The sequence below is a fragment of the Microcoleus sp. Aus8_D2 genome (genome assembly GCF_036702665.1).
Lineage (GTDB): Bacteria > Cyanobacteriota > Cyanobacteriia > Cyanobacteriales > Microcoleaceae > Microcoleus.
Genome location: NZ_JAUBUN010000014.1, coordinates 117,650 through 143,139, shown reverse-complemented (window position 1 = coordinate 143,139; position 25,490 = coordinate 117,650). Strand labels below are relative to the sequence as shown.

Here is a 25,490-nt window from a genome sequence, read left to right as displayed (position 1 = left end):
GCAAGCCAGGGACGATGCCTCCTGAAGCCGCTTCTTGAGAGTTGGCGGACTGACAAAGCACTATATCAATTTTGACTAATTGATAGGTTTTGAGTCACAACTTAACAGAAGTTATTAATAGGTAGAAGCAATACATCAGTTGTATGTAAAGTTTCGCGTACATTGTGACATCAGTCAAGTCGATCGATAAATAGTCAGGACACCATTGGCAATAAAAAAATTAAGGGCGGGCAGAACGCCCACCCCATAAGAGTTTTGATGTTTTGTGGAAGAAGGCGAAAAGCCTGTTAAGCGAGAATGGTGCAACAGCTCAGCTAAAACCAAGTACGATCGCCCGAAAGCTCAACCTCTAAATCAAGGTCAAATTAGTCGTTACAAAACTTCCCAGAAGTCGATCGGGCTTCACCGCATTCACAACAGCCAAAATTTGACCGGAATCAGCAACTCGAATTGTGGTGTCGCAACCATCAGCCTCCAGCCGCAAGCTAGCAAAGGTCAAACCTCCAGAAAGCCCGATCGAATCTATGCCTACCTGGAAATCGGCGATCGAATCAGCAGCCGCCGCATCCGTCTGTCCCCCCTGCACTCCCAGCAAAAACAAATCATTCCCCGGCCCGCCAATCAAGGTATCTCGATCCAAATCGCCGCTAAGCGTATCGTTCCCGAACGCCCCAAACAGCAAATCAGATCCTTTGCCGCCGAACAGCAAATCGTCGCCATTGTCACCAGTGACAGTATCATTACCTAGATCGCCCCTGAGTCGATCGTTCCCATCACGGCCGACAACTAAATCGTTATCTTTGCCGCCAAACACAACATCATCGCCAGCAGCGCCATCGATACTATCGTTGCCGGGATTGCCAAAAATGCGATCGTTCCCATCACCTCCCAACAAGCTATCAGAACCATCTAAACCAAATACCGTGTCATTGCCCCTACCGCCGTTGATACTATCTTCACCGGCAGCACCAAACACCAAATCATCCCCTGAATTTTGCAGACTCACGATCGGCCCAGGTTCCAGTACAGGAATCGGTATAAGTGGCAAACTCGGACATTCCGGAGGCGTCGGCGTCACCACCAAAGTCGGTGTAGGAGTTGGTGGCGTCACCACCAAAGTCGGTGTAGGAGTTGGTGGAGTTGGTGGAGTTGGTGGAGTTAGTACAGGAGCGATCGCAAGTGTTGGAGTAGTAGCAGGTGGCGTCGGTGGCGTCGGTGGCGTCGGTGGCGTCGGTGGCGTCGGTGGCGTTGGCGTCGGAGGTAGCGGTTGTGCCAAAGGGGGTGGAGGCGAAACAGCAAAACTATTAAAAATTTCCGTGCTGCTGAAATTTCCCAAATTTTGGATGACACCAGAACCAGGAGTAGTCCCAGTCGGCGTAGCAAAGAAGTTCAAAATCTCTACATCAGAAGCATTAACTATGCCATCTTGATTCAAGTCAATCACTAAAGTGGTGCCATCTCGTCCCAAGCCAGTTTTTCCAGGAGCAAGATTGAGTGAAAGCGTGACTCCCGAAATACTTAAGGAATTTATGCCACCGGTATCTAAAATTACGCTACCTTGAGCCGTTGTACCATCCAACTGATAAAAATCATTCCCCGCCCCTCCAAATAAGAGTATCGTCCCCCGCGTCGCCAAGCATTAAGTCATTGCCACCAAAGCTCAACAACACATCATTTCCTTCACCTCCGCTGAGAGTCGAATTGCCAAGTCCCTCAAACAGGGTGTCATCACCAAGTCCGCCGAGCAGTGAGTTATTCCCCTCATCGTCTAAGAGAATGTCTTTACCTCAAAGGCCGACGAGGGTATCTTTTCCTCCCGCTCCGAGGATGGTGTCATCGTTCGCAGTTCCTGTGAGTAAGGTGTCATTGTTATTGAGTGCAAAAATAAGTGCCATGAGTTGATTTCCTCGAATGATGCGTATCTAGTTTTTGGCTGGCTAAAATGTACTATTTCGGTTTTGTAGCCGCACGAAATAGTATTTAGTCATTACTAAATGAAGTCTGATTGGTCGCCATGTATCTTCAAGCAGGTGTTGTTACAATGTCAGATATGACTCAATACTTTTTGCGCCAGAGAGTGCGATCGGCAAAATACTGTGAAAAACAGATCCTGCGATTGCAACAGTGAGTTAGTATTGACAAAAAAGCGTTAATTGAACAGAATTGAGATGGGACTTGTATTGCATCTGTAAAGTAATCAGTATAATCACATAGATTTTTTATAAAGTAAATTCATAAAAGTCATGACTTTAGATCATTGAAGTCATATTTTAAAGTCATAAAAGTCATAACTTTAAAGTCATAAAAGTCATATTTTATAGCAGTGGACCGCTTGACAGTAGACTGCTTGACAGTTGCAGAGTAAGGAAATCAAACGGTTTCTGCTATGGGCTATAGGCTCTATTCATGAGGTTATTTATGTCCTCACCGCTGTGGCGATCGCTATACAAGATAGTCTATGGACATTAGCTGATTCCGGGTGCTGCTGGGAGCAACGGCTCACAAGAGTTTGATTATTTACTGAGATATAATTTAACTGCCGATCGAACTTACTGCTTTCTCACAGCGTGATCTCTGGGGTCTAAAACGTCTCGCAGCCCGTCGCCCAAAAGGTTGAAACCCAGCACAGTCAAGGTAATTAGCAAACCGGGAAATAAAATAGTCCAAGGAGACGAAAGAGCGTATCCACCTTTGAAAGCATCGGAAAGCATAGTGCCCAACTCTGGGGCTGGCGGCTGCGCGCCCAAACCTAGAAAACCCAAACCAGCAGCTTCTAGCGTCGCTGTACCTGTGGAAAGAGTTGCTTGTACAACAAGCGGCGCGAGACTTCCCGGCAAAATGTGGCGAAAAATAATCCGCAAGTCGGTGGCGCCCAAGGCTTTGACAGCTAACACAAATTCTTGTTCTCGCAGCGAGAGCACCATGCTGCGAGTCAGGCGGATGTAAATCGGAATTTGCACGACGCTGACGGCGATAATTACGCTTTGCAGGCTCGGCCCGGTGACGGTAACAACGGCGATCGCCAGTAAGATTGAAGGAAAAGCTAGCAAAATATCCGCCAAAGTGCCGATCGCCACTTCCACCCATCCGCGAAAATACCCAGCTAGCAATCCCAACAGAGATCCCACAGATAATCCCGCACCCACAGAAACCAAGCTGACAAGCAAAGATATCCCCAATCCGTGCCACACTCGCACCAGCAAATCGCGCCCCAAACCGTCGGTACCGAACCAATGTTTGATGCTAGGAGCGACTAATCTAGACAAATAATCGCGATCGACCGCAGCATTGTAAGGAGAAAGCAGGGGAGCTAACAGTGCCGAAAAAATCAGCGCTAAAGTCAAAATTAAGCCGATTTTCCCGGAGGTCGATCGCCCAAATCGTTGCCAAGCAGGCTGTAGAAATATTAAGCTGTTCAGCGATTTTTGCTGTTTCATTAAAATCTAAAATCTAAAATCAGTGTAGTACCCATAAACCGATTTATTCATTGACAAGGACGAGTAATCTAGATACATATTCATTGACTTTGGGTGTTTTAAATCTATGAATAAATCGGTTTCTCACGCTTAAAAGTAGTATTGCTCGAGCGTACTTTTGAATTGAAAGTTATCCTTGCAAATACATATGTTTAATCAAGGATACAGTTGGAAATCTTTCAATTATAATCATAACCTCCTCAGCCAGTTTCGTTCTTTTTTACAATCAAATTTGGGCGATATGTCCCTAAATCGAAAGGGATGTCTTCTGGTTCAGGGTCAACCAATACTGTATAGCCTTATTGTCGGTATTTTTCGGCAATTTTAGACACTGACGTGTCGTATATCAATTTAGTAGCGATCTATAGATAACTCTCTAATGCTTTTGCTGAATTTATTCTAACATAAAAGCACTTGCACCAGATTATGGTTCATTGCCTCCTTGATTACTCGGCGGTTAAAACCGCTACTATACAAACAAAGTCCGCCTGCGCGGACTAAGAAATAAGGGTAATATTTAAGATAGATTAAAGGCTAAATTCACTCATGGCTTAGGCAAAAGATTATAGATCTCACCTGAAATGTAGGCATTTTTGGGAAGAACCTCAAAATCGATCGTATACCCCGATGCACCTTTAATATTTAGTGATTCGCGTATGGCCTGACCGCGATCCAATTCCAAATTTTTTTTGAGAACACCATCCACATACATCTTGACAGATACACGATTTAGCTGAGAGTTGTCAGGTAAACCATAAGCTAGTTTGATTTCACCTGAGTTTTTAATTATTTTACAGGTAAAAGATTTGGGTTGCGATCCCGTAATAGTAAAACCGCTACTCGGTTGCTCAGTACGTTTTCCGACACTAACTAATTTATCATAGTCAAAGTTTTCATACCCGTACATATTTTGGCATTGAACTTCAGTCGTTGCAGCAGCAGTTGAAGGTACGGGACTTGGTGTTGGTGTTACTGTGGGAGTTGGTGTTGGTGTTACTGGGGGTGAAATTGGAGGCGAGCCATCAATTTTGGGTTGACCGGATTTGCTCAATCGAATAATTCTGGTTGTGGTTTGCTCGTTTTCTAGGTTGATAGTAAAATTTTGAGCTGGATAACCTGTCTTAGTCAGATTAACACGAACATCTCCTTTGGTGGGAATCTTGACTTTGGCATAACCATTATTATCGGTATATTGGGGTTCGGGTCCACCTTTAGCGGTGAATATAATTTTTACACCAGCTAAATATTCTCCCTCTTCAGTTTGTGTTTGCAGTTCAACATCTTGTCGTTGTTCTGAACATACGGCGGCAGTTTTATCTATACTACATCTAAATCCTGGAACGGTAGCAGCCGTAGCAACCAATGCAAAAAAAGCAATAGGAGTACCTAAGATAAAGCTCCATTTAGTGTAATTAATTTTTCGAGAATTCTGGCTCATAAATGTTTTTTCTCTCGATTGAAGTGACAACCCACATAAATATCCACGCCACTCAACCTTGGGAAACCGGAAAATTTATAAATATCTTGATTAAAGTGATTTTTTTCGATTCGCAGTGATTTCCGATCGCCCTCACGCCCTCACCGATCTGGCATTTCGCGATCGCACTAGCTTTGCTCCCCACCAGCCACCAACCAACAGTCGATCGCCTGCTTATCACTGATGACTTCCTTAAACACCCTTTAAGATATAGAGAAGAAGATAATTTTAAAACCCAAATGACATCAACCCTGCTCAAATCCTCCTCCCGATCGCCCCTCAACGCCCCAACAGTGCGCCATTTCCCCAACGGCCTCACAGTTATAGCGGAACACTTGCCGGTCGATGCCGTTAACCTCAGCGTGTGGATGAATCTAGGCTCAGCCGTCGAATCCGACGAAATCAACGGCATGGCGCACTTTTTAGAACATATGATTTTTAAGGGAACTCCCAGCATTCCCAGCGGAGAATTTGAGCGGGCGATCGAGCAACGCGGCGCTGTCACCAATGCAGCAACCAGTCAAGATTACACGAACTATTACATCACCACAGCGCCTAAAGATTTTGCCGAACTAGCTCCCCTGCAAGTCGATGTCTTGCTCAACGCCAGCATTCCCGATGACGCTTTCGATCGCGAACGGCTGGTAGTATTGGAAGAAATTAGACGATCGGAAGACAATCCCCGCCGTCGTACTTATCAGCGATCGATGCAATTAGCCTTTGAAGTCCTGCCCTACAAACGACCGGTACTCGGCCCGACTTCCGTCATCGAAAATCTTACCGCCCAACAAATGCGGGATTTCCACAGCACCAGATACCAGCCAGGGGCCATGACAGCCGTCGCTGTAGGCAATTTGCCGGTCGATCGACTAATTGAAATTGTCGCAGAAAGTTTTGCCGCCAAAAGCACAGCACAAAACAGCACCAGCAATCTGCCCGCTGTCAGCAGCTTTCACCCAGAATCCGAAATTCTCAACTACGGCCAAGAATCGCCGTTTACCGAAACAGTCCGCCGCGAATTCGTAGACTCAGCCCTTCAGCAAGCTCGACTAATCGTGATGTGGCGAGTCCCCGGTTTTGTGGAAATGTCCGAAACTTATGCCCTCGACGTTTTGGCGACAGTCTTGGGCCACGGGCGCACAACTCGCTTGGTTAAGGATTTGCGCGAAGACAGAGGGCTAGTCTCATCAATTTCTGTCAGCAACATGACTCAGCGACTCGGCGGTGTATTCTCGATTTCCGCTCAACTAGCGACAGAAAATATAGAAGAAGTGGAAGCAGCCATCGTCGGACACATCCGCACTCTGCAAACCGAACTGGTGACAGATGCCGAAATTTCCCGCATCCGCACCCAAGTAGCAAATCGGTTTATCTTCGGTAACGAAACTCCGAGCGATCGAGCCAGTTTGTATGGTTACTATCAGTCGATGGTAGGAGATATCGCTCCCGCCCTCAACTACGCAGCCTGCATCCAAGCTCAAACTGCGGAGGATATCCGGGAAGCCGCCGTCAAATACCTATCTCCCGACGCGATGGGTGTCGTGGTAATTCGCCCCGAAGCAGCATAAACGCGACTGCTTCCTTCCCAGCCGCAATCCTTTGCTTGTCAAGCTAGGAAGACTTACCACAGCACAAAGAAGGTAAATCATCGCCTTCTTTGATAGGAGAATACTGCGTCATATCATGTCTGATTTACGAGCTTAACAAAAAAAGGTTCGTAGTGCGGACTTTAGTCCGCTCTTCATCTGCGGACTAAAGTCCGCACTACGAACCAATCTTATTGCGATCGATCGACCGGACAGGATATCAAGTTCGATCGGCTCTCGCCTTAAAGCTTTGTATCGAATCATGAATACAAAGCCCTTAAGGTGCGGACGATCGGTAAAATTGCCGTAAATTTCTGAGACTATAAACTTGGAATCGTTGAAGTGTGCAGGGAAGCATGAAATTACAAAACTTTCTCAAGTCAAAAATTAGGTACGACGCCAAAGCAATTGCCGCAGACGGCGAACTCAGTCGCCAAATTCAAAGTCGCCTCATTGACCTGGGTTTACTAAAACCTCCAGTAGACGGAATCTTTGGCCCTCTTTCTACCGCCGCCCTCCACCGATTTCAAACCCAGATGAAGTGTGGCGAACCGGGTTTTTTGGGATCAGTCACAGCCACAAAGCTGATCGAAACCAAACCCGGGGAAATTCCCACACCTCCCCTAATCCTGAAAACGCTCAAAGACACCATTTTTAAATCAAAACCGCTGGCGTCATCTCAACTTCAGGAAGCGGAAAAACAAGTAATCCCAGCGGGAAAAGAGTTTGAACTCCTAGCATTTGCTCCGATTCGGGGCCACATTAGAGTTGCTCTGCGCAACGAGTCTTTCAAAGGTTCAGGGATTTGGTATGTTTACGGAGTACACGCTCAAATTACTCTAGACAGCGTTTTACTTTATCCCAAACCGAATCCGCCCACTGTCAGACTTGGCATTCCTTATCGATCGCGAATGGATAACTTGTACAATCCTACAGGTACTTGCAATGTCACTTCCATAGCGATGTGTCTGGACTTTTTGAGAGTTCCCCGGCGCCAAAAAACCGGACAATATGAAGACGAACTCTACCAATATGCGATCGACAAAGGTTACAGTCGCTGGGAACCCAAAGATTTAGCAAAGATTGTTAGAGATTACGGCGCTCAAGATTACTTTACCGAGAATGCAACGATTGATGACGTTCAAGATTGGCTCGCCAGCGGAAATCCCGCTGTCATCCACGGATACTTCACATCTTTCGGTCACATTATAGTTGTCGCAGGCTACGACAGCGAAGGATTCTTCGTTCACGATCCCTATGGCGAATGGTTCCCCACGGGTTATGACACAACTGTCAGCGGTTCTTACTTGCATTATTCCTATCGTTTAATCCGCAGCGTTTGTATGGCTGATGGGAATTTTTGGGTGCATTTTATCTCTAAGTAAGAGTCATTAGTCATTAGTCATCAGTCATTTTAGCCGAAGAGCGAAGCCGAAGGGTGGTCATTAGTCATTAGTTATTAGTCATTTTAGCCGAAGAGCGACTGGTGCTGTATCTCGACTTCGCTCGATAACCGCGTAGCCGAAGCAAGCCGAAGGCTGGTCATCAGTCATTTTAGCCGAAGAGCGAAGCCGAAGGCTGGTCATTAGTCATGTTTTGCTGTAGAGAACTCGCAAACCTTATCCTTAATAAGGATTTACACAGAACCTACCTCTATGTATAGGTTTCGCACGACACACCGCAATGCCTATGATTCATCGTCCGTCAAACCACTCTTTACTCTTAATCCTATGAGTCAATATTCCTCAGTTTATCAGTAGGAAATTAGTAGTCAGCAATCAATAATTGGCTCGTTCGTTACTAATGACTAATGACTAATGACTAATGACCAGCCTTCGGCTTCGCTCTTCGGCTAAAATGACTAATGACTAATGACTAATGACCAGCCTTCGGCTTCGCTCTTCGGCTAAAATGACTAATGACCAATGACTAATGACTCTGAATTTTCATGCTCAAATCCAGCCAAGTCGATCGCGTAATTGGAGCGCTAGTTGAAATATAATCAACTCCGGTTTCCGCCACACTCCGAATAGTTTCTAAAGTCACATTCCCGGAAGCTTCAATTTTTACCCGATCGCTCTTTCCCCGAATTATTGCCACAGCCTGCCGCATTAAATCAAAAGACATATTATCCAACATAATAATATCAGCCTTGTGCTGCAAAGCCGTTTCAACCTCAGCAAGGCTTTCCGTTTCCACTTCGATTGTCAGCGGATAGGGAATCGAATTGCGAATTAGGGCGATCGCCTCACCAATACCGCCAGCCGCCGCGATATGATTATCTTTGATCATCACTGCGTCATCCAATCCCATCCGGTGATTGCAAGCACCGCCGACTTGAGTCGCGTACTTTTCCAACAATCTCAATCCCGGAGTTGTCTTGCGGGTATCGACTAATTGCACGGGTAAATCGGCAATTTTGTCAACATATTTGCGAGTTAAAGTAGCAATTCCGCTCAAACGCATTGCTAAGTTTAAAGCTACTCTTTCTCCCATTAACAGCGCATCGAAATTGCCAGAAATCTCGGCAATTACTTGTCCTTTGTCGCAGAATTGCCCTTCGGGTACTTGGGGGATGAAAGTGAGGCTGCTGTCTAAAAGTTTAAAAGTGCGATCGGCAATTGGCAATCCAGCAACGACTCCAGCCTCCTTGACAATCCATTTAGCAGTACCTGGGACGCTCTCTGCGGGGAATAAGGCCGATGTCGTGCGATCGCCCCTACCGATATCTTCTAGCAGCCAGTTGTGCAACAGCGAGTCTAAAACTATCCAAGGCGGCAATATTGCTTTCATATTTTCTTTGTTATTCCTGCTACTAGGAAGAATAGTCGATCGGGTGATTTTCGGCAAGTTGCAGAATGATGATGGTGTGATTGCGATTTTGGGCGATCGGGCTAGATAATGGGCTATTCTGTTGCTGACATTGGGTTTTGGTGCTTTAATGGAGTGGATAGGGCGATCGCGAGTAGAAACAATGATACAGCCAGTCATTTTAGAAAAACTAGAAGAACTCCCTGAGTCTCTCCAGACAGAAGTGCTTCATTATATTGAGTTTTTGCTAGAAAAGCAGTCTAAAAACTCAACTCAAGAAAAGCCGACACAGAAGCGTCGAGTTGCCGGAACAATGAAAGGAATGTTTGTTCTACCACTACCTGATGACTTTGATGAGCCGCTTGAGGATATAAAGGAATATGTTGATGCTCAGCATTAGATTACTTTACTGTTATTAGTGGGACGGTAAATTTCAACAAGAGACAACAAATGAACCAAGAAACACGTATTGAGTTGTTCAATTCCATCGCCAGTGAGCAAATTAGTTCCCTAGGGCGTGATTTAGTTGAAGTGGCACTTGACCAGATTGTAAATGAAGGTGTATTGCGTGAGATTCCTGTTGTTAACAGCATTTATAATTTAGCCAAAGCGACTGTTGTAATTTCCCAGGGGTTATTCATCAAGAAACTGATAAGATTCTTGGTAGAGCTACCCAATGTCTCCTATGAAAAACGTCAAAGCTTCCTTGAAGTTATCAATAAAAATCCCCAGAAAAAGCGTGAATTTGAATAAACTTTATTACTGCTAATTGACCGTGCAGACAGCCTCGAAAAACCATCAATTTTAGGACGACTACTCAAGCACCATATCCTCGGAAATATATCCTATGAGGACGCTATGCGATTATCGTCCATAGTCGATCGTGTATATATGTCTGACTTAAATTACCTGACTAGCTTTACATTTGGTATTCAGAGCAATCCGAATATTGCTGCGAGTCTTCAAAGTGCTGGACTACTTAAGTGGGCTGGTATAGATCCTGGATATTTGGTTGAACCTTCTTCTGGAGGCATTATTTATGAATTAAATGATTATGGAGATATGTTATTAAAATATGGCTTAGATTCAGCAGTATAACAATTCAGATACAGCCGATAATTTCGGAATCATAACTAATTTTCATAAAGTTGAATCATTCCCTTGTTTTGATTAGTTGCGATGTTGCTTTTGATGCCTATGATGTTCAACGAATATGGTCATAATCAATGAAAATACAATATTTGCCTTGCTAATTGAGGACGAACCTGATAAAATAAGATTTATATTTTCCGCTTAATTATTGCTATCAAGGCTTCACACATAATTACTATCTAAACTGGGAGTTTGAAAATGCCTGCTTCTGACGAGACAAATAAGGCGATTAACCGCAATGAAGCTTTAGTAACAGAAATCCTCAAAATTGTTGATAATCTCCCCAGCATTGTTCCACTGAAAGGCGACATTCAAGAGAAACTGAACAGTTTACGCTCTGCTATGCAAGGACTACGATCGCCAAGAATCATGGTAATTGGTCGATCTAGAGCTGGTAAATCATCCTTGATTAATGCAATATGCGGGTTGAGAGTTGCAGAAGTGAGTGATACAAAGCCAGAGACAGGCAAGGCTGAATGGAAAGATTATCATCATGACGGCGTTGATTTACTACATATTCTGGACACACGCGGTTTACAGGAAGCAGAAGCTCCGAGGAAAGCCGATCCAGCAAAAAGTCCATTTGAAAGCATCATGCAAGCTGTAAACAAAGAGTGTCCAGATGTTGTTCTTTTTATCTGCAAGGCGACAGAAGTTCATAGTGGCAGTCAAGAAGATATTGATATTTGTACATTGATTCTCACGGAAATTAAGAACAAGTATAAACGTGATTTGCCCATGATAGGAGTTTTAACCCACTGCGATCAAGTAGCTCCTCCCTACGAACGTTTGCCGACCGATGACGAGGAGAAAAATCACAATATTGACGCACAAGTTAAATCTTTTTATGGTTATTTACAACAGCGGGAGAAGTTGCGTTTTCATATAAAGGAGGTTGTTCCAACCGTTGCATACGCTAAGTATGAAAATGGCAGAAATGGCTTGATACTTTCTGGCAAGGACTACCGATGGAATATCACTAAATTAGTTGAAACAATGATCAAATATACGCCAAGAGAAACACGCAGCTCTCTCGCACGAATGGCACACCTTGCAGAGTTTCAACTCACTGCTGCTAATACAGTTGTTGTCGCCTGTTCAGGCTTGAGTGGCGTTGTCTCCGCAAACCCGATACCTGGTGCAGCAATACCAGTGGTTGCGGCTATTCAAACTTTTATGGTGATGTATATCGGTTGGCTCAGTGGTCGGGAGTTTTCGGAACAAACAGTCAAAGATTTTGCGGTAACTTTCGGAGTAGCTGCTGGTGCAGATGCTGGAATGGTGGGCATCGCTGACATCGCTTTGAAGTTCGTACCTGGTTGGGGTAGCGTGCTATCTGCGGGAGCTAGTACAATTGCTACAAAGGGTTTGGGGGATGCAGCAATCGCTTATTTTCTTAATAACGGCAAAGCCCACTCTTGACTGCTAAAATAAGGGCGATCGCTGGTTATGATTGTGTTAAAATATGCTTCAAATCCCCGGCAATTCTAGCTTATTTGAAAACAGTCATTGAAACATCACATAACCATCATGCAAACCAAAACGATCGCAATTCGCGTTAATGCTGAAGTTGCTAAAATTTTTGAGGCTGCTTCTGAAGAACAGCGTCGTAAATTGGAGGCATTACTTAGCCTGAAACTTAGTGATGCAATTCGACGCAAAAGACCGCTAGAGGAGGTAATGAGTGAGATGAGTCGGAATGCTCAAGCGCGAGGATTGACCCCAGAAATTTTGGATTCAATTCTTTTTGATGAGTAAGATGCGCTACGTTTTTGATACAAATGCAATTGTCAGTGCGATTCTGTTTGATAACAGTAAACCCGATCGCTCTTTCTATTTAAGCTCCTGATTTAACAAGCTCTTTATTCCTCAGTCGGCGTCCGGCGGACTTCGTTTGACAAGGAGCGGTTTCAACCGCCGATCGATCGAGCAAATGATGGTAGTTCCATTACATTATAAGCACGATGTTGTGATGATTGTGTTAAAATCAAGACGACTGAAAGAGGCAACTATTATGACTATTCGGGAGATCGCGATCGCCAAATTGCAGCAACTTCCAGAATCATTTTTACCAGAAGTCAGCGAGTTCATCGACTTTGTGATGCACAAGCACCAATATAGAATAGCTGATGCCAAAATCGCAGACGATATTGCTAAAGCTTGGGTGGGCAAAATGGTTCGAGGAGGTCGATCGCTTGGAAGTAACGACTAATCAGCCAGAGAGCGAATTTAAGCTACAGTAAAAGCTATATTTTCTAGCACCACATTAGGTATATTTCCACTACCTAAAACCTGTGTAGCATCTAAAACTTCTATCCCTACCAATAACTCATTTTCCCCAATATTTAAAGTAATTTCGTCAGTTAACTGTAAGGTGCGACACTGATGCTTACCTTCTACAAGTCTGATGTATAGAGCATCAACTTCAGAATCATAACTAATCTTCATAAATTTTTACCTCAAAAATAAAAAGTATACACTGTGATTACGACTAACTCAGTATCAGTCTCGGCAACAATCGGTACTACTTTTTTGAGAGAGTAGAACTTATCCTGCCAATCATTATTATACTGAAAAGTAGCTTGATATTTGTACCTACCATTTTTAGTAGGTTGCCGATTACCTGTCATAATGGTATCAATAATTTCTGCTTCATTTGTACCTCTTTCAATCGCTTGTTCCTGGGCATGATTACTTAATCTAATAGGTTTGACTATTTCTTGTCCAATAAATTAAAAATTTAAATTGCTGATTCACATGAATATCTACATTTTCCATGCTCTGAAAAAACTCAGTTCATAAACTAACCTTAGTCCAATGCGGATGGTTGTGCAAGGCTAGTTAATGAGCGATGCTTGCAGTAGATTATACCAAATCTTGATTTAATACCTCGTTTATTCTTTAGTCTCGCGTTGCGCGGACTTCGTTTGTGTAGTAGCGGTTTCAACCGCCGAGCGATCGAGCAAATGACTAACAACTCCGCCAAAAACTAAAGCTCTTTTCCGTTGTTGCTGGAAAAGAGCTTTAGTTTATTATTAACCTGGCACTGAGCTATTTTACCGGGCAGTGACCCGCCGAGTATCTTCGCCATAGTAACGTTTAACAGCCGAGTTCGAGATGGATCGGAGTGGTTCCATTACACCATAAGCACCAGGAAAGCTTTGAAAACTTTAAATCCTGTGTCTGCGTTAAGTTTGATGCGCTGCATCTCTTTCGCTCGACTTAATTAGATTACCAAGCTTTCCCCAGTCTGTCAACCCCTTTGTGAAAAGTTTTTTTTGAGAGTCGGGTGAGGGGGCGAGAAACCGGGTTTTTATGAAAATATTTCGTTACAGCCGACAGATTCGGTAAAAACCCGGTTTCTGGGAGTCCGATGAGGGGGCGAGAAACCGGGTTTTTACGACAATATTTCGTTACAGGCGACAGATGCCGAAAAAACCCGGTTTCTGGGAGTCGGATGAGGGGGCGAGAAACCGGGTTTTTACGACAATACGGAGTTACAGCCGACAGATGCCGAAAAAACCCGGTTTCTGGGAGTCCGATGAGGGGGCGAGAAACCGGGTTTTTCTGAAAATATTTCGTTACAGCAGACAGATGCGGCAAAAACCCGGTTTCTGGGAGTCCGATGAGGGGCGAGAAACCGGGTTTTTCTGAAAATATTTCGTTACAGCCGACAGATTACCGAAAAAACCCGGTTTCTAGGAGTCCGATGAGGGGCGAGAAACCGGGTTTTTCTGAAAATATTTCGTTACAGCCGACAAATTCGGCAAAAACCCGGTTTCTGGGAATCGGAGCGCGTCACAAATCCAAAAAAGCGGCATCGGTTCCCTGCTCTCGGCGAATCTTCCCGTCCTTGACAAACCACGCCACGACCTGCTTGACTGTTAATTGTTCGATCGCACTTTCCGATTCTGCCGCAATTTGCCTCAACGGTCGCAACGACGAAACCACCAAATTAGTAAAAAAGTTCTCAAAACTAGCATCAACCTGAATAGACTGTTGAATGCTCTCATCATTCTTAATCCAATCCATCACCTGCTGGTTAGACACCTCAGTTATCGGCAAACCAGTCTCCCCAGCAATTTGCTTGAGCACCCTCAAACCGTAAATTGCCAATCGAGTCGAAAACTTTTCCTTCGACGACAGCAACGCCATATCAACTTCGGCACACTCTTCCGGCTTTAAAAAATCTGCTAATGGTTCCATATATTAAAAATTGGTAATAGATAATTGGTAATTGGTAATTGGTAATTGGTAATTGGTAATTGGTAATTGGTAATTGGTAATTGGTAATTGGTAATTGGTAATTTTAAACCTTCTTCCCTCATCCTTCTTCCTTCTTCCTTCTTCCTTCTTCCTTCTTTCGAGCAATCAAATAACCGCAGCGATGTTCGCCATCAATAATCCAGTGAGTCCGTTCCACGTTACAATCCGGCAAAACCGCAGCAAACATTTCCAACTCATTGCCGCAGACGCTCGGAAAAGTTTCAGCAACATTAGAAATCGCGCAGTTGTGTTCCATCAACACAAATCGATCGCCCTTAACATCAGGGCACATTTCCACACCTACAGATTCTACAGGATAATACTCAGCCATGTAACCTTCAGCCCTGCGGAGTTCCACCAACTTAATCACCCGTTCTTCCAGCGAACCAGAACCCACCAGCCGCCGGAACTCCGTGGCCTTGCGCTGCCACTGTTTTTGCAGGATAGTAATAACTTGCTCGCGCCCGACAGTTTCCGCCAAAGTATCGAGGAAAGAAACGGCAAAATCGCCGTAACGGTTCGGGAAGCGATCGCGCCCCATACTGGTAAGCTCATAGATATGCTGCGGCCGCCCCATACCAGCCTGAACCGACTGATACTGAATCAACCCCTCCACCTCCAAATCCTTCAAATGACGGCGAACCGCCTGCGGGCTCATCTGCAAAGACTCCGCCAACTCAAGAGCCGTTCCTTGACCCCCCTTGAGCAAATATTGCAGAATGTCTTGTTTCGTGGAAGTCTGCTGAGTCGTCTCCATCATCTTCACAAAAAATTATTTATTTGACTTTGACAAGATCGCTGTTGTTAATGTAGCTTAAAATATACTAAAGCAACAAATCTGTTGTTTAACTCGCCTCCCGCAGCCCCCAGAACTCGCCGGGCCCCGACAGTTCAAGCGTCTGCCATCTTTGAGAGACTTATCCAGAACACTCGAAAGCGCAAAATTAATGAGCTCTACAGTCACAACCCTAGTCAATCAGCCCTATAAATACGGTTTCGTCACCGACATCGAGTCAGACACCATCGCCCGCGGCTTAAGCGAAGATGTAGTCCGCCTGATTTCTTCCAAGAAAAACGAACCGGAATTCATGCTGCAATTCCGCCTCAAAGCATACCGGAAGTGGCTGACGATGAGTGAGCCTACTTGGCCTCATGTCAACTATCCGGCGATCGACTACCAAAACATTATCTACTATTCCGCGCCCAAACAAAAGCCGAAAAAGCTCAACAGTTTGGAAGAAGTAGACCCCACACTCCTGGAAACCTTCGAGAAACTCGGCATTCCCCTCTCCGAACAAAAACGGCTGGGAAACGTCGCAGTCGATGCAGTTTTCGACAGCGTTTCAATTGCTACAACATTTAGAGAAAAGTTAGCCAAAGATGGCGTTATCTTCTGTTCCATCTCAGAAGCAGTCAAAGATTATCCAGAATTAATAGAAAAATATCTCGGTAGCGTCGTACCAGTCGGCGACAACTTTTTCGCAGCCCTCAACTCCGCCGTATTCAGCGACGGTTCCTTTGTCTACATTCCCAAAGGCGTCAAATGCCCGATGGAATTGTCCACCTATTTCCGCATCAACAACGGAGATTCCGGCCAATTCGAGCGCACGCTAATTGTTGCCGAAGAAAACAGTTCTGTGTCTTATCTCGAAGGCTGCACCGCGCCGATGTTTGACACTAACCAACTGCACGCCGCTGTTGTGGAATTGGTAACAATGGACAATGCCGATATCAAATACTCGACTGTGCAAAACTGGTACGCCGGCGACGCCAACGGTAAAGGCGGAATTTACAACTTTGTTACCAAACGCGGTTTGTGTCAAGGAGTTAATTCTAAGATTTCTTGGACGCAAGTAGAAACAGGTTCGGCGATTACTTGGAAATATCCCAGTTGCGTGTTAGTCGGCGACAATTCGGTGGGCGAATTCTACTCTGTAGCGCTGACAAATAACAAGCAGCAAGCTGACACCGGCACTAAAATGATCCACGTCGGTAAAAATACTCGCAGCACGATTATTTCCAAGGGAATTTCGGCGGGAAATTCTGCCAACAGCTATCGCGGCTTGGTAAAAATGGGGCCGAATGCTAAGGGCGCTCGCAATTATTCTCAGTGCGATTCGATGCTGATTGGCGATAACGCCCAAGCGAATACTTTCCCCTACATTCAAGTGCAGAACCACACGGCTAAAGTGGAACACGAAGCTTCGACTTCTAAGATTGGCGAAGAGCAATTGTTCTTCTTCGCCCAGCGGGGAATTTCCGCAGAAAATGCTATTTCGATGATGATTAGCGGTTTCTGTAAAGATGTTTTCAATCAGTTACCGATGGAGTTTGCGGCGGAAGCTGATAAGTTGTTGAGCCTGAAGCTGGAAGGCAGTGTCGGGTAAAAAACTTAAGATTAGGTTTGTAGTAAGGACTTTAGTCCGTCTTCTTCTTGACTACAAAGTTCTCATTTATAGCCGATAATTTGGTTTGTAGTAAGGACTTTAGTCCTTCTTCTTCAAGAGTCAGGCAAAAAATGGTTTGATGCGCTAATTTTCTGGAGCGAAAGAAGGACTGAAGTCCTCACTACGAACCTGGATTAAGAAGGACTGAAGTCCTCACTACGAACCTGAATTAAGAAGGACTGAAGTCCTGACTACGAACCTTGATTAAGAAGGACTGAAGTCCTGACTACGAACCTTGATTGTTGAATTGGAACAAGACACAAAAATTAGAGGAGTCAGGAAAAAAAGAGATGATTGTTGAAAATAGTCAAGTGGTGTTATCTGTCCGCGATTTAACTGCGAATGTGGAAGATACCCAAATCCTTAAGGGTTTGAATCTGGAAATTAAATCGGGTGAAATTCACGCGATTATGGGCCCGAACGGTTCAGGGAAAAGCACTTTGTCCAAAATATTAGCTGGCCATCCTGCTTATACGGTGACGGGCGGGGAAGTTACTTTTTTGGGACAGAATCTGCTGGAATTACCGCCGGAAGAACGTTCTTTGGCGGGGATTTTTCTGGCTTTCCAATATCCTTTGGAAATTCCGGGCGTTAGTAATGTCGATTTTTTGCGTGTGGCTTACAATGCTCATCGCAAACATCGCGGTTTGGAAGAGTTGGATGCTTTTGATTTCCAAGATTTAATCGAGGATAAGCTGGATGTGGTCAAGATGAATCCGACTTTCTTGGGACGCAGCGTGAATGAGGGTTTTTCCGGCGGTGAGAAAAAGCGGAATGAGATTTTGCAAATGGCGCTGCTGGAACCGAAGTTAGCTATTTTGGATGAGACTGATTCGGGTTTGGATATCGATGCTCTCAAGATTGTCGCTGGTGGTGTGAATCAGTTGTCAACTGCTGAAAATTCGATGTTGGTGATTACTCACTATCAACGGTTGTTGAATTACATTATTCCTGATTTTATTCATGTCATGGAAGCTGGCCGAATTATCTTGACTGGCCCGAAAGAGTTGGCGCTGGAATTGGAAGAGCGCGGTTATGACTGGGTTGTAGAAGAGGAAGCAGCAGCAGGAGTTGGCGCGCGATGATAAATACGCAGGTTGCTACTAGGGAAATGTTTTTGGCTGATTTGGTGAATCAGTGCGGTAAGTTGGAGGCTGCTAATACTAATACTTCGGCTTACGGGTTGCAGGATTTGCGGGATGCGGCGACTGAATACGTTCTGGCTGCGAGTTTTCCGACGGTGAGGGATGAGGAATGGCGCTTTACTGATTTGTCGCCGGTTTTGCAAGTTCCTTTTCATGTACCGCAGAGCAATCAGTCAACTGTTAAGCTGACTGATATTATTATGCCTGTGAAAAATCGGGATGATTTACCGTTGAGATTGGTATTTGTTAACGGTTTTTATGCGCCGGATTTGTCGGCGATGGATGTGTCGGTTTTGCCGAATTGGCCGATCGACTTTTATGCAGGTAATCTATCTAACGTACCGGAAAAATATCGATCGCGCATCACCGATGTTTTGAGCAAGCACAAACAGCAAACTGAAGTGTTCACAGCCTTGAATACTGCGGGTTTGGTCGATGCTGCGGTGGTGTTCGTACCGGCTAATATGTCGATCGACCTTCCGATTCATTTGCTGTTCCTGACCGCACCAGGTGCATCTGGGACGATGTGTCAGCCGCACTGCTTAATCATAGCTGAGGCTGGAAGCAAAATCACTCTCGTTGAGGATTACGCAACTATCGGCAATGTACCCGCATTTACGAATGCTGTGACGGATGTTGTTGTTGCTGAAAACGCCACAGTGAACCATGTTCGGCTTCAGCGCGAAGGTTTGGATGTGGTTCATGTGGGCAAAAGTGCGATCGAGCAAGCGCGCAACAGTCGTTATACTTGTCATGCTATCAGCTTGGGCGGCAAAATATCGCGGCACAATTTAGAAGTATTTCAGCGCGGCGAAGGCACCGAAACAACTTTAAACGGCTTAACCGTAGCCTTTGGCGAACAGTTAGCGGACACTCACAGTTTAATCGATTTCAATCACCCCCACGGCACAAGTCGGCAATTGCACAAGTGCATTGTCGGTAACAAAGCCCGTGCAGTATTTAACGGTAAAGTTTTTGTTCGCAAAGCCGCACAATTAACAGACGCCGGACAGTTGAGCCGCAATTTATTGCTATCGCCGAGGGCGCGGGTAGACACAAAACCGCAGTTAGAAATTGTGGCGGATAACGTTAAATGTTCCCACGGTGCAACTGTCAGTCAGTTAGAAGATGATGAACTTTTTTACTTGCAAAGTCGCGGTTTGGATTTAGAAAGAAGTCGCTATTTGCTGATTGATGCTTTTGCGGCGGAAATTCTCAATCTATTGCCGATTGTGGGAGTGGCGAAAATGCTTTCTACCTGTGTGGCTGTGCAAGAATAACTGAATAGAACGCCAAGTAGAAGGCGAATAGAATTCGCGACTACACAAACAAAGTCCGCCGGACGCCGACTGAAGATAAAGAGTGAACTAAATAAAAAATGTCCACTCTTTCTCACATTTCGTACCATTTTAAACAAGCCTGTAGGGGCGGGTTCACCAATAGCCCCAAATAGTACAAACAGCTTAAATAAACCCGCCCCCACCCACCCGAAAACCCCTGATTGCTGTTGGTGAAAAATAAAATATCACCTAAAATGGAATTGTGCCATCACATTGTAAACAACTAACTTCTCATTATTAACTTCAGAAAATATGACACTTATTCAAGAAAAAACATTAGCCTCAAAAGTTCGCGGTGACTTCCCAATTCTCAAGGAAAAAGTCAACGGTAAACCGCTAGTTTATCTCGACAATGCAGCTACATCTCAAAAACCCCTAGCTGTACTCAACGCTTGGCGCGACTACTACGAAAAATATAATTCCAACGTCCACCGCGGCGCGCACACTCTCAGCGCCAAAGCCACAGATGCTTACGAAGGCGCTAGAGATAAAGTTGCTGCTTTTATCAATGCGGCTTCGCGGCAAGAAATTGTCTACACTCGCAATGCTACCGAAGCGATTAATTTAGTTGCTTATTCTTGGGGTTTGAACAACCTGCAAGCGGGAGATGAAATCATCCTGTCAGTAATGGAACACCACAGCAATCTCGTTCCCTGGCAAATGATTGCTCAAAAAACGGGCGCGGTGCTAAAATTTGTGGAATTAACCGAAACTTACGAGTTTGATTTGGAACAGTTCAAAACGCTAGTCTCAAACAAAACTAAGTTGGTGTCTGTAGTTCACGTTTCCAATACTTTGGGCTGCATAAATCCAGTCAAAGAAATCTGCGCAATCGCCCACAGTTTCGGCGCAAAAGTTTTAATTGATGCTTGCCAAAGTGTACCGCACATGGTAATAGACGTGCAAGCAATCGATTGCGATTGGCTGGTTGCTTCCGGTCATAAAATGTGCGCTCCGACTGGTATCGGTTTTCTGTACGGTAAACTGGATTTGCTCAGAGAAATGCCTCCGTTTTTCGGCGGTGGCGAGATGATTGCTGATGTGTTTCTCGAATATTCCACCTATGCTGATTTGCCGCACAAGTTTGAGGCGGGGACTCCGGCAATCGGTGAGGCGATCGCCCTTGGTGCTGCGATCGACTATCTTAGTAACATAGGCATGGAGCAGATTCACGCTTACGAAGCCGACTTGACTGCTTATCTCTTCCAACAGTTGCGGCAAATTCCCGAGATCAAAATCTACGGCCCACAACCAGACAGCAACGGTGAAGGTAGGGCAGCGCTAGCATCATTTAGCGCCGGAGAAATTCACCCTCAAGACTTGTCTACAATGTTGGATCAGGAGGGGGTCGCGATTCGTTCCGGGCATCACTGCACGCAAGCTTTGCACCGCTATTTGAACGTTTCATCTACGGCGCGGGCAAGTGTGTATTTTTACAATACCCCTGAGGAGATTGATGTGTTTGTCAAAGCGCTGAAAGAGACGATCGACTTTTTTGGTGAGATGATGGGATAAGTTGTTAGAGGGCGGGCATTTGCCCACCCCTTACTTAGTTGAGTCTATTTCAGCATAACTAAGCTCAGAAGTAAATCTCAATCGAGTATCTTTATTCATTACGGTAAAAGAAAGATCGATCGCAATCCCAAATCCCAAAACCAGAAGGCAACCTGGTAAAATTGGGCTGTCAACCCACAGGAAAGGCAAAAATACAAAATGTGTTTGATGAACTAGGTGCATACAGACAAAGCCTAGGTTTACCACCCGCTGGCAGCGAAACCGATAAATCAACCATAGCTAAACTAGAAATAGCTGGTCAAAGTTTTTTTGGTATCAACTCTGGCAGCAACCCCAATCGTCGGCAAATAACTTTTAATGTCAATCCTATCACCAAAACCCACGCTGAAGCCGATGCTTTTCAACAAGCAGCCGATGCGTGCATTAGAGGAGGTAAAGCACGTTTGATTTGCGATCGCGAACTTTGTGCCGCCTGCGGCTTAAGAGGTGGAGTAAACTCTATGGCTTGGCAGTTAAATATAGAAGAATTAGAAATTATTACTCCCAGTGGAAGTAATACAATAACCGTTAAACCGCCAAATAGAAGGAGGAAATAATGTTTGTATTAAACCTATCAGCAGAAAATTGGGTTGGCAACCAGGATGAATGTGAATTAATAGAAAGTCCTACTTGGAATCAAATAGAAAAAGCCCTTCGCGATTTAAATGGGAAAACTAAAACTTTAGTTACCTTGGGTGCAGATGACGAGTCTTATATGAGTATTGGTGGTGGTGAATCTGGCAAATATATTGTTAACATAACTTTTGATAACGTTAGCTTCTATAATTTAGTAGAGCCATCAAAACCAGATGCAATAGAAAAGCTAGTTGTCGGCGGACAAGAAGGCAATTATTCCGCCAAAATGTGTGTTAATTTAGAGACTGCACTGTTGGCAGCCCAAACATTTACAGCATCAGGAGAACTTCAAAGATCGCTGTCTTGGGAAGAAGAGAAAGAATTAGCGGTGTCATCAAATAAGATTTGACACAACCCGCGTTCATCCGCCTGCATCTGCGGTAAAAAAACAGCGCGAAGCGCAGGTATGCCGTAGGAAATAGCCCTTTTTGATAGTAGCTTTGCCCGTGGTAAAATAAAACTAGAGTTTTCTCAGCTCAAGGAGATTTTGAGATGATTGCTACCACTTCAAGTTTAGCCGAACAGAGAACCCTGCTAGAAAATATTAGCTGGTCAACCTTTGAAACGCTGCTCAAAGAAATAGGCGATAAGCGAGGTTATCGCATAGCTTACGATGAAGGGAGACTGGAAATTATGAGTCCTTTATACGAACATGAAAATCCCAAGATCAGATCCGATCGTTTCATTTTCATTTTAGCAGAAGAACTCGGAATTGAAATCAAAAGTGCTGGCTCAATGACTCTCAAGCGAGAACAAGCTAAAAAAGGCATAGAACCTGACAATTGCTATTATATCCAAAGTGAACCAGCAGTCAGAGACAGGGAAGAACTGGATTTAGAAACTGCCCCACCGCCAGATTTAGCAATTGAAATAGATATCACCAACAGTTCAATTAATAAGTTGGCCATTTACTCCGCACTTGGAGTCCCGGAACTCTGGCTGTATAACGGGCGAGTTTTGAAATTTTATCAGTTGGTAGAAACAGAATATATTGAGCGAGACTTTAGTATTGCTTTTCCCTTTGTATCAGCAGCGGAAATGGCTGTTTTTTTCACTCGCACTCAAACGATGGGGGAAATGGCTTTGCTGAAATCTTTTAGAACTTGGGTTAAGGATAAAATATAGAAAAAATCTCACATCATGAAAAAATTACTAACTACTACAATTGTTTTTCTGTCCGCAGCAAATCCTTGTTTCGCTATGACTCCCTCTGAGCTAGCAATATTTGCAACTAACTATAAATACAATGAGAAGGCTCCGGTAGCTTATTCTTATTATGACAAAGCTTGTCAAAGGAATGTCTCTGTTTCTTTGGTGAAAATTATGGATTTAGGCAAGGGAACAATCGGAGGAATTACCAACAAATATCTGTGCTGGGGAGCTACCTACACTTATTTTGAAATGGCTCGCGGTAACTTGGAATCTATTCGAGCCTTTGTGGCAATAGGTGCAGGCAGATCCACTCGCTATACAAACTGGGGCCCAGTTGCCAATCCAGAGGATGATTTAACTCCCCATCAGTTGATATCTGTAGCAAAAGCGATTACAGAAAATATGAAATAATCAGGTAATTGAGAAGGAGTGGGGAAGATTGGGAGAGGGGGAGAATTTATACTTTTTATTTGTTCCTTCTTCCAACTTCTTTCTATCCGCTACATCCGTTACAAAATCCGTTGCCGAACTTCTTCCTTCTACTTAAAACTCCCTAATTTCAGGATGGATAAATTGATAACCAGCCGCCTTAATTTTTTGATTCGATACCCTCGCATTATAAGGCCGCACGCTGCTAACAGATGTATCCCAAGTAGCTTTCGGTAGATTGTGAGTTTCAAAAATGCGATCGAGCAATTCGCGACTAGACAGCGACACATCCCCGACTAAATTGTAAATTCCCTGCAATCGATTGTCCAATGCAAAGGTCAATCCCCCAACAATATCATCCCGATGCACCCAATTTGTAGCATCTTCCCCCGCACCGGGACGAGTCGTCCCAGCCCAGCCTCCAAAGATTTTAACTAATTCTCGCCCTGGGCCGTAAATACCACCCAAGCGCAGAATGCACGCGTGCAGATTTGGACTCGATGCTGCTAATAAAACTCGTTCGGTTTCGGCGAGAATCTCACCGTTGGGATTGGCTGGCGCGACGGGCGAATCTTCATCTACCACTTTACCTTGACAGTCGCCATACACAGAATAAGTACCCGTATAAATCACCTGCTTGACTGTCGGTATCTGCTGTAAAACCGATACCAAAGTTGTGGCCGTCTCTAAGTAACTTTCCCGATAAGCCTGAGGATTTGGAGCACCGACGCACAGCATAACAGCATCTTGGTCTTGCAGCAAATTCGCGATCGCACCTGCATCATTTCCCTTAACCACAACTACCCGCTGGGCGACACCCTCCAATTCACTGACTCGGCTTGCCGTGGTAGTTGTCGCTGTCACAGTACAATCAGATTTACCGCGTAAATGTCGGGCTGTCGCAGTACCCACATAGCCGCACCCGACGATCGCAACTTTCATCAAAAATTCTCCATTTTGTCCTAGCTTCTAAGATTATTGCCGGTTTTTGCAAAGATTCAAGGTCAGGTTTGTGGTACGATCGAGATCGTCGCGAGCGATCCCAGTTGCATCATGTCCGAAGCAGATATTTTTGCTACATCCTCAGAAACCGAACTTTTAGCTTTTTATGGAGCTTTATTTGCGATCGCAGCCGCCGACGGTTCCGTTGATATTGACGAACTAAATTTGTTGTTTAAGACCATAAATTTAGACAAGTTTTCCGACTCAGCCAAAGCTCAAATCCAATCCTACACCGCGAATCCGCCATCTCTGAGCGATTGTTTGCAAACACTCAGTCAGTCAAAAGAACCGCTGCGTTTGGGAGTCATGTATTTTTTAATCGGCATTGCTTTGGCAAATAATACGCTGCATCCCACAGAAAGCGAGGCGATTCAATCCGCGAAAAAAATGCTCGCAGTTTCCGACTTGCAAATTCAAGCCATGCAATAATTCTTCGCAGACATGAAACAAATCCAGGAGTCGGCGCCCAAAAACAATCAAGCATCAGCATCATTTAATACTGCTGTTTCCCAGCTCAAAAATAAGGGCATTCCTCTCGATTTAATCGACCCCAAAAGAACCACAACAAACCTCAGCAATTCGCAAACAGACTATTCCGATGAAAGTTTTTGGGCTAAACTTAAAAAATTTGCTTTAAGCGCAGGTAAAGAAGTAGTTGAAAAAGCTTTGACGCTTTACTACACAGCTCAAAATCCCAACGTCCCGGCTTGGGCTAAGACGGTTGTTGTGGGAGCTTTGACTTATTTTATATCTCCGGTTGACGCGATTCCAGATGTATTAGTTGGTATTGGATTTACGGACGATTTGGGGGTGTTGCTGGCGGCGATTGCGACTGTTTCAGTCTATATTAATGCTGAGACTAAAGCACAAGCACAGCAGAAAATGAGTGATTGGTTTGGTAAATAATTTTAGCGGCGTTTCATGACTCGCGATCTAACAGGTTTGTAGTAAGGACTTTAGTCCTGATTAACTTAAAAATTAAGAAGGACTGAAGTCCTTACTACGAACTTTTAAGAA

The 25,490-nt window shown here is 44.6% G+C and carries 28 protein-coding genes and 1 rRNA gene; 18 read left to right on the top strand and 11 right to left on the bottom strand.

Translation table 11 applies throughout. From position 1 onward, the window contains the following. Positions 1–349: 349 nt before the first annotated feature. The 4 genes from QUB64_RS13970 to QUB64_RS13960 form a co-directional block, all read right to left on the bottom strand. Entirely contained in the window at positions 350–1,579 is a 1,230-nt protein-coding gene (locus tag QUB64_RS13970) for a calcium-binding protein (protein WP_333277813.1), read from the bottom strand. 10 nt (positions 1,580–1,589) lie between these two features. Continuing rightward, the gene (locus QUB64_RS32985) at positions 1,590–1,778 is read right to left on the bottom strand and encodes a calcium-binding protein (protein ID WP_369124830.1); all 189 of its coding nucleotides are present in this window, start codon (positions 1,776–1,778) and stop codon (positions 1,590–1,592) included. A gap of 771 nt (positions 1,779–2,549) precedes the next feature. Further along, positions 2,550–3,437: an ABC transporter permease gene (locus QUB64_RS13965; protein ID WP_333277815.1), complete on the bottom strand. Its 888-nt coding sequence runs from the start codon at positions 3,435–3,437 to the stop codon at positions 2,550–2,552. Positions 3,438–4,020: 583 nt separating this feature from the next. Continuing rightward, positions 4,021–4,914, bottom strand: coding sequence for a hypothetical protein (locus tag QUB64_RS13960; protein WP_333277817.1), 894 nt, complete (start codon positions 4,912–4,914; stop codon positions 4,021–4,023). Positions 4,915–5,192: 278 nt separating this feature from the next. On the opposite strand from QUB64_RS13960, the gene QUB64_RS13955 reads away from it, so the two are divergent. Both QUB64_RS13955 and QUB64_RS13950 read left to right on the top strand, forming a co-directional pair. Further along, positions 5,193–6,521, top strand: a complete 1,329-nt coding sequence (locus QUB64_RS13955) for a M16 family metallopeptidase (protein ID WP_333277819.1) — start codon at positions 5,193–5,195, stop codon at positions 6,519–6,521. A gap of 374 nt (positions 6,522–6,895) precedes the next feature. Then, complete coding sequence (locus QUB64_RS13950) at positions 6,896–7,924, top strand: C39 family peptidase (protein WP_333277821.1); 1,029 nt, start codon at positions 6,896–6,898, stop codon at positions 7,922–7,924. Between the two features lie 544 nt (positions 7,925–8,468). On the opposite strand, the gene nadC is transcribed toward QUB64_RS13950, so the two are convergent. Continuing rightward, a complete protein-coding gene (gene nadC / locus QUB64_RS13945; protein WP_333277863.1) occupies positions 8,469–9,332 on the bottom strand; it encodes a carboxylating nicotinate-nucleotide diphosphorylase in 864 nt (287 codons plus the stop codon). Between the two features lie 181 nt (positions 9,333–9,513). On the opposite strand from nadC, the gene vapB reads away from it, so the two are divergent. The 6 genes from vapB (at position 9,514) to QUB64_RS13915 (ending at position 12,714) form a co-directional block, all read left to right on the top strand. Then, positions 9,514–9,750, top strand: a complete 237-nt coding sequence (gene vapB, locus QUB64_RS13940) for a type II toxin-antitoxin system VapB family antitoxin (RefSeq protein ID WP_333277823.1) — start codon at positions 9,514–9,516, stop codon at positions 9,748–9,750. A gap of 50 nt (positions 9,751–9,800) precedes the next feature. Beyond that, positions 9,801–10,103: a hypothetical protein gene (locus QUB64_RS13935; protein WP_333277825.1), complete on the top strand. Its 303-nt coding sequence runs from the start codon at positions 9,801–9,803 to the stop codon at positions 10,101–10,103. 138 nt (positions 10,104–10,241) lie between these two features. Next, positions 10,242–10,448 (top strand): hypothetical protein, encoded by a 207-nt coding sequence (locus QUB64_RS13930; protein ID WP_333277827.1) that lies wholly within the window; start codon positions 10,242–10,244, stop codon positions 10,446–10,448. Between the two features lie 252 nt (positions 10,449–10,700). After that, complete coding sequence (locus QUB64_RS13925; protein ID WP_333277830.1) at positions 10,701–11,924, top strand: GTPase family protein; 1,224 nt, start codon at positions 10,701–10,703, stop codon at positions 11,922–11,924. Between the two features lie 87 nt (positions 11,925–12,011). Continuing rightward, positions 12,012–12,260 (top strand): hypothetical protein, encoded by a 249-nt coding sequence (locus tag QUB64_RS13920; protein ID WP_333277832.1) that lies wholly within the window; start codon positions 12,012–12,014, stop codon positions 12,258–12,260. A 136-nt stretch (positions 12,261–12,396) separates the two neighbouring features. Further along, positions 12,397–12,714, top strand: coding sequence for a hypothetical protein (locus QUB64_RS13915; RefSeq protein WP_333277834.1), 318 nt, complete (start codon positions 12,397–12,399; stop codon positions 12,712–12,714). A gap of 17 nt (positions 12,715–12,731) precedes the next feature. On the opposite strand, the gene QUB64_RS13910 is transcribed toward QUB64_RS13915, so the two are convergent. The 5 genes from QUB64_RS13910 to sufR form a co-directional block, all read right to left on the bottom strand. Beyond that, a complete protein-coding gene (locus QUB64_RS13910; protein WP_333277836.1) occupies positions 12,732–12,950 on the bottom strand; it encodes a DUF2283 domain-containing protein in 219 nt (72 codons plus the stop codon). A gap of 11 nt (positions 12,951–12,961) precedes the next feature. Then, positions 12,962–13,207, bottom strand: coding sequence for a DUF4258 domain-containing protein (locus QUB64_RS32980; RefSeq protein ID WP_442921662.1), 246 nt, complete (start codon positions 13,205–13,207; stop codon positions 12,962–12,964). A gap of 333 nt (positions 13,208–13,540) precedes the next feature. Beyond that, positions 13,541–13,657, bottom strand: a 5S ribosomal RNA gene (gene rrf, locus QUB64_RS13905). Between the two features lie 643 nt (positions 13,658–14,300). Next, entirely contained in the window at positions 14,301–14,708 is a 408-nt protein-coding gene (locus QUB64_RS13900) for a hypothetical protein (RefSeq protein ID WP_333277838.1), read from the bottom strand. 118 nt (positions 14,709–14,826) lie between these two features. Beyond that, positions 14,827–15,528 carry an iron-sulfur cluster biosynthesis transcriptional regulator SufR gene (gene sufR, locus QUB64_RS13895; RefSeq protein WP_333277840.1) on the bottom strand — a complete coding sequence of 234 codons (702 nt, stop codon included), beginning with the start codon at positions 15,526–15,528 and terminating at the stop codon, positions 14,827–14,829. Between the two features lie 187 nt (positions 15,529–15,715). Between sufR and sufB the strand changes: the two genes are divergently transcribed. The 8 genes from sufB (at position 15,716) to QUB64_RS13855 (ending at position 23,453) form a co-directional block, all read left to right on the top strand. Beyond that, positions 15,716–17,155 carry a Fe-S cluster assembly protein SufB gene (gene sufB / locus QUB64_RS13890; RefSeq protein ID WP_333277841.1) on the top strand — a complete coding sequence of 480 codons (1,440 nt, stop codon included), beginning with the start codon at positions 15,716–15,718 and terminating at the stop codon, positions 17,153–17,155. A gap of 350 nt (positions 17,156–17,505) precedes the next feature. Further along, a complete protein-coding gene (gene sufC / locus QUB64_RS13885; protein WP_333277843.1) occupies positions 17,506–18,300 on the top strand; it encodes a Fe-S cluster assembly ATPase SufC in 795 nt (264 codons plus the stop codon). Next, entirely contained in the window at positions 18,297–19,640 is a 1,344-nt protein-coding gene (sufD, locus tag QUB64_RS13880; protein WP_333277845.1) for a Fe-S cluster assembly protein SufD, read from the top strand. The genes sufC and sufD overlap by 4 nt, the downstream gene beginning before the upstream one ends. 312 nt (positions 19,641–19,952) lie before the next feature. After that, positions 19,953–21,215 (top strand): SufS family cysteine desulfurase, encoded by a 1,263-nt coding sequence (locus QUB64_RS13875; RefSeq protein ID WP_333277846.1) that lies wholly within the window; start codon positions 19,953–19,955, stop codon positions 21,213–21,215. 200 nt (positions 21,216–21,415) lie between these two features. Then, complete coding sequence (locus QUB64_RS13870; RefSeq protein ID WP_333277848.1) at positions 21,416–21,811, top strand: deaminase; 396 nt, start codon at positions 21,416–21,418, stop codon at positions 21,809–21,811. Further along, on the top strand, positions 21,811–22,239 hold the full coding sequence (locus tag QUB64_RS13865) for an Imm1 family immunity protein (protein WP_333277850.1): 429 nt from the start codon (positions 21,811–21,813) through the stop codon (positions 22,237–22,239). The genes QUB64_RS13870 and QUB64_RS13865 overlap by 1 nt, the downstream gene beginning before the upstream one ends. 143 nt (positions 22,240–22,382) lie before the next feature. Beyond that, positions 22,383–23,015, top strand: a complete 633-nt coding sequence (locus QUB64_RS13860) for a Uma2 family endonuclease (RefSeq protein ID WP_333277852.1) — start codon at positions 22,383–22,385, stop codon at positions 23,013–23,015. 15 nt (positions 23,016–23,030) lie between these two features. Beyond that, a complete protein-coding gene (locus tag QUB64_RS13855; RefSeq protein ID WP_333277854.1) occupies positions 23,031–23,453 on the top strand; it encodes a hypothetical protein in 423 nt (140 codons plus the stop codon). A gap of 132 nt (positions 23,454–23,585) precedes the next feature. Here the strand turns inward: QUB64_RS13855 and QUB64_RS13850 are convergent, their stop codons facing one another. Beyond that, on the bottom strand, positions 23,586–24,413 hold the full coding sequence (locus tag QUB64_RS13850; protein ID WP_333277856.1) for an SDR family oxidoreductase: 828 nt from the start codon (positions 24,411–24,413) through the stop codon (positions 23,586–23,588). A 36-nt stretch (positions 24,414–24,449) separates the two neighbouring features. On the opposite strand from QUB64_RS13850, the gene QUB64_RS13845 reads away from it, so the two are divergent. Together QUB64_RS13845 and QUB64_RS13840 are read left to right on the top strand one after the other, a co-directional pair. Continuing rightward, on the top strand, positions 24,450–24,902 hold the full coding sequence (locus QUB64_RS13845) for a hypothetical protein (protein ID WP_333277858.1): 453 nt from the start codon (positions 24,450–24,452) through the stop codon (positions 24,900–24,902). 12 nt (positions 24,903–24,914) lie between these two features. After that, positions 24,915–25,379 (top strand): YkvA family protein, encoded by a 465-nt coding sequence (locus tag QUB64_RS13840; protein WP_333277860.1) that lies wholly within the window; start codon positions 24,915–24,917, stop codon positions 25,377–25,379. Positions 25,380–25,490 lie beyond the last annotated feature (111 nt).